2 protein-coding genes are annotated in these 2,551 nt (G+C 62.9%); one reads left to right on the top strand and one right to left on the bottom strand.

What is annotated here, in order from left to right:
• Nucleotides 1-1,218 (bottom strand): DUF7997 domain-containing protein (locus QT222_RS02590; RefSeq protein WP_491476206.1); only part of this gene is annotated, 1,218 nt, incomplete at its 3' end.
• Nucleotides 1,219-1,419: 201 nt separating this feature from the next.
• Here QT222_RS02590 and QT222_RS02585 point away from each other — a divergent pair.
• Nucleotides 1,420-2,551 (top strand): alpha-amylase family glycosyl hydrolase (locus QT222_RS02585; protein WP_491476207.1); only part of this gene is annotated, 1,132 nt, incomplete at its 3' end.

Genomic DNA, 2,551 nt, shown 5'->3' with positions numbered 1-2,551 from the left:
CGCCACGACGCTTGCCGTCTGGTCTGCTTGATACTCCTCGTCGCCTGTGCCCTCGACGCGGCCGTGTGCCCAGCCGGGTGCGATGCTCCCGTCGACAGCCCAGACGCGGTGGGGCCACGTGCCGTCGTGGAGTTGCGTATCGCAGTAGAACTCGGCGCTCGTCGAAAGTCGGTCGCCAAGGGTGAGTGAGAACTCATCGTCCGCGCGCGCGAGCGCCAGCGAAATCTCGGCGTCGTCGCGGAACCACGTGTAGCCGTACCCGCCGGAGTGGGCGTAAAACGGGTCGAACTCAGGGCCAGCGATGCGAGCGCCGCTCGGCGCAGTCAGGAGTGAGAGGGCACGGAGGTCGGCTCGAACGATGCGTTCGCGCGGCGTCTCGTCTGGAACGAACACTTCCGCTTGTTCGCGAGCGGCGGAGCGAAGCGCGTCAGCCGTGGCGTGCTGGACCGAGCAGTGTTGCAGGTCTGCGAGCGCCTCCGAGCGAGCCATCTCGCCGTGGTCTGATAGCTGAGTGACGAGCGTCGTCCGTGCGGCCCGACCTTCCTGTTCGAGCGGGGCGCTGACGACGACATCGCCGGACAAATGGGTGTCTTCGTACCGGTCCAAAACGGCCTCTCGTGGGAAGTCGAACGTGTCATCGGAGAGAATCTCGTCGAACCGCTCGGGAATCTGCCCGCGAACGTCGTCGAGACCGGTCGAAGCCGTGACGTAATCGTGTTCGTTCCTGTGGAACACCTCGACCGCCTGCGTCCCGTTCGGCCCCCCTTCTTCGTGGATAAGTCGGCCGACACGGGTCTCTCGCCCCTCTGGAGCAAAGGTGAGAAAGGCAGTCAGGTGTGCGTCAGTTGGAATCGCACCGCGAAGTTCGACGTGCGTCACGTGGGCCCGACCGAGCGTCAGGTCGTACTGGTGGACGGTGTACTCGCCGGCGTCGTACTCGGTTTCGACGAGCGTCGTCTCGCGGTAGTAGTGCTGACGAACGGATTCGAGTTCGTCGAACCAGTGTGTCTCACCGTTCGTCTCGATACCGAACCGGGAGCGGTCAATACCATAGAGACCTGAAAGTGCAGACGAGTAGTCCCGGAGAGACCCGTCAAGGCCGACGTAAACAAGCCGGTCCCCGTGGCCCGAAAACGCACCGCCCGAGGTTTGACACTCTTCTGGAAAGCGTCCACCTCGGTCGAGTTTGTATTCGTTTAACGCGGTCCGAAGTCGCATAGAGGTAGACGTTGGCCCCGAACCATAAGTATTGGCTGCTCGGACACCCGTTTTTATCTCTTCTCTGCTATGAATTCGACAGACTCCACGGTGACGGGATAGAAGCCGTCTCGTAACGAAACAAGTATTCTCACGGGAGTAAACTCAAAGTCTCCCGGCACGTTCATTGAGTGTATGCATCACCCAGGTCCGCCGCAATTCATGGCCGTCGGTGAGTCCGTCCAACTCGCCCCGCGGAACCCAAACCCCGACGCTGATTACGAGTGGCACGTACGCAGTGCCCCCGTCGCGAGCAGCCTCGACTTCGAAGAAGGCACTCCTGTCGTCCAGTTTACTCCCGATGCCGAAGGGAGCTACGTCCTCGAACTCGACGCACCCGACGGGCCACACACGCTCACTGTTCGTGTGTTCCCCGGTTCGTACCTCCCGTCTGGGTCGGTCAGAAGCGGCGAGAGCGGTATGAGCGGATTCAGTGGATTCAGCGGACAGAGTGGGTCCGCCCGGCCAACTCAGTTCAGCGGTGGTGCCTCCGGTTCCGGCAGCGGTGCTGGCGAAGCCCAGCGGGGTGACGGCGGCCGTCCCCGTATTCGTCTCGATGCGACCGTCGAGGACGGCGTTGTCGTCGTCCGCGCCGACCCGCAACCGAATCCGAATAGTGATACCGACCGAGACGACCTCGTCGTCGAATTCGTCGTCGACGACCGCGACGACGTGAATCGGTCCGCCGTCGAAACGGACGGCTGGGAACTCCGCATCCCCGTCTCAGCTATCGGCGACCGACTTCGCGTCCACGGCGTCGCCCTCGACGAGACGTACAGCGTCCCAGACACTGTGACCGTCGAACGCGACGCCATCACCGACGGCGGCGTCGCGGAAGCCGAACACGAGGGTGAAGCCGAACACGAGGGTGCAACTACCGGGGGTGAGACAAACGACACTGAGAGCACGGCCAAGAGCGACGGTTCCGGCGGACAGCGCGTCTCCGTTGCCCGCCCCAACGACCCGCCGAAGTGGGCACAGGAGGTAACGCTCTACGAAATTTACGTTCGCGGCTACACCTCCGGTGTCGACGAGAAAGGTTCGTCGGACCGCCAGACGCAGTCTGGCGATGTCGGCGATGACGAGGTCGAAAACACCTTCGAGGCGCTCGAAAACCGACTCGACTACCTCGAATCGCTCGGCGTCGACTGCCTGTGGCTGACTCCCGTTCTCCAGAACGACCACGCGCCGCACGGCTACAACATCGTGGACTTCTACTCAATCGCGGAGGACCTGGGCTCTCGTGAGGACTACGAGCAGTTCGTCGAAGCCGCCCACGACCGCGGGATGAAGG

The sequence above is a fragment of the Haloferax sp. s1 genome (genome assembly GCF_058382125.1).
The sequence above is the reverse complement of the archived record's forward strand: the minus strand, read 5'-3'. Positions and strand labels throughout refer to the sequence as shown.